This window comes from Caballeronia sp. LZ003, assembly GCF_031451465.1.
Lineage (GTDB): Bacteria > Pseudomonadota > Gammaproteobacteria > Burkholderiales > Burkholderiaceae > Caballeronia.
Map to the genome: position 1 here is coordinate 1 of NZ_JARUXJ010000017.1, position 2,268 is coordinate 2,268.

A 2,268-nucleotide genomic window follows, 5' to 3' on the forward strand; every position below is an offset into this window, starting at 1 on the left:
GAAGACAGCTATGGCATCAGCTATGAGAATATCGATGATTTCCTGGAGGGCAGGGACGTCGGCTCTGAAGTCGTGGCTACGGTGCGACGCTTTTACACCACCACGCGACATGAACGCTCGCTGCCGTTAACCGTACCTGCCTCATAAACAGTAGTTCTCGCGTTCGTTCGGATGACTTTCTGGTGTTCAGCCGGACGTGTTCATTGTTCGGTGCACAGAAACGGACTCGATCCCAGGCAGGCTCATCGCTCGCGCGGCAAATCGTCTGAATCCAGACGATGCGCCTTCGCACTCGAACTCTAGCGCTTTGCTCTCGCGCCTGCAGACGAGTCCTTCTTCCGCCATCAGACACAGTATGGTTGTTCTCAGAGCAGGCGTGCCGCTCGCCACACAAACGGCTACTTTTGCGCGCAGCATGGAACTTCCTTATCGAAGCTGAGTGCTGCGACTGACCCAATTTCCCCGTCACTCTGGTCTAGACGCTTACGGCCGTCTGGCACCAGCTGCGGCGCCGCTGCGACAGGCGGGAGTGGTTTGAAGTCGCTTACTCGCTCGTTCAACGTCTGCTGGATAATCGATTTCGTCAGCCACCGGATCGAAACCAGCGCATCTGTAGGCTTGCATGTCTTGCTGCACCGCCTCGCGCGGCGAGCTGCCGCCTGACGAACAGCCGCTCGCAGGCAGGGCGACCATGGCAAGGAAGCTGGCCATGACAAGCGTAAAGTTGCTTTGAAAGAAGTCGCCGCGACCGAGCTCATTTAACGAAAACATGTTCAGTGGTGGATTGGTTCGATTGAAATGAGATGCTCAACACCGCCGCCGTTGCGGTCCGCCGATTCCACGCACCCGTGATAGACCATTGTCCATCCCTCGCGGAGATGGATCACAGGTCGATTGCCTTCCGCTCGACTGTCAATACCGCCGAGGCCACTGGCGGGCGCGGGAACGTTGTTCACCAATGTAGCGTTAGTGCCGATCACATTATCGTGTTGAGGCGATAGGTCTCGTTTTGCCTCGAGGCCCTTTCCGTCCGTGTCGACCGTGTCGTCGGATGCCTCCATATTTGCGTTATCGACAGAGACGACACGAGACTTGGCGCGCTCGATCGGGTCTGCTGACTGCGTGGTCACCGAGTCAAGATCAATTCCGGGTAGCGGATCGGACTCGCCATTTGCATATGAAGCTGGAGGGCTTTCTTTCCCCGCATGTTCATTTTCCATGACTTGCGGATCGGCGCGGGCGGTTTCTGTAGCAGGCGTCTCAGATGGCGTACGTGCCTGAATTTCCTTCTGCTGCGATTTAGTTGGATTCGATTCAGCGTTGTTCACGGGGATACCGCCGGTTGCATGAGGTTGCGGGAAAGAGAAGCTGAGCGGCTCGGTCGCCCGCTCGACAAAGTGTGAGCAGCATTGCGTGTGCCGCAGACGATCATTTTCTAGAGTGTGTAGCGTTAGAGAACCCCTAGATCCCTACGGCACACCGGTTGCTCGTTAGAAGTGTTTCCAAACCGAACGCTAGGAGCTCAAAAGTGAAATTCAATACGGTCCATTTTGCGGCACTGATGTCTGCGCTTGTCGTTGCGGGACCTTCCGCGTTCGCGCAAACGCAGGCCTCCAGCACCACGCAGGCGAACGACCTTCCTGCGATCGATAAAGCCTTTGTACAGACGGCTTCCGAATCGAGCTCAACCGAAATCGACACAGCGAAGCTTGCGAGCAAGCAGTCGCAAGATAAAGACGTCAAGGACTTTGCGCATCACATGATGCTCGATCACACAAAACTGACCGTCCAGCTCAAAATGGCTGCGCCTCATGGCGTGGCGGTCCCTATGGACAATTCGGACACGACGGTACTCGATACGCTTAAGCCGCTCAAGGGCAAAGCGTTCGATACGGCCTATATAAGAACCGTTGGCATCGAAGGACATGAGAAGGCCGTCGCCGCGTTCCAAAAGGAAGCTCAGGAAGGCCAAAATGCCGATTTGAAGAAGGCCGCGCAAAAAGCGTTGCCCACTATTCAACATCACCTGGAGATGGCGCAGGCGCTTGCGGCCAAGAAGGGTGTGCAATAAACGGGAGGCGCTTTCAAGACGCTAGCTATTTTTTTATCGTCAACTGCGGGCAAGCAGGTGCTGCCCGCCAGTTACTCATTCGGAATGCATTCGCCGGAGTAACGCAATGTTATCGGCAAGCACACTTGAAACCGCGTTCGATATCGGCTGGGACTTTGCTCGGTTTGGGCGAACGCTAGATGCAGGCGTGCACGATC

General features: G+C 55.9%; 2 protein-coding genes and 1 pseudogene. 2 read left to right on the forward strand and 1 reads right to left on the reverse strand.

Annotation, left to right across the window (positions count from 1 at the left end; translation table 11 throughout):
* A pseudogene (locus tag QCE79_RS32415) lies at positions 1-147 on the forward strand (NAD(+) synthase); the annotation flags it as partial.
* 626 nt (positions 148-773) lie between these two features.
* On the opposite strand, the gene QCE79_RS32420 reads toward QCE79_RS32415, so the two are convergent.
* Positions 774-1,328 (reverse strand): DUF3005 domain-containing protein, encoded by a 555-nt coding sequence (locus tag QCE79_RS32420; RefSeq protein ID WP_309851400.1) that lies wholly within the window; start codon positions 1,326-1,328, stop codon positions 774-776.
* Between the two features lie 233 nt (positions 1,329-1,561).
* On the opposite strand from QCE79_RS32420, the gene QCE79_RS32425 reads away from it, so the two are divergent.
* Positions 1,562-2,071 (forward strand): DUF4142 domain-containing protein, encoded by a 510-nt coding sequence (locus QCE79_RS32425; protein WP_309851403.1) that lies wholly within the window; start codon positions 1,562-1,564, stop codon positions 2,069-2,071.
* Positions 2,072-2,268 lie beyond the last annotated feature (197 nt).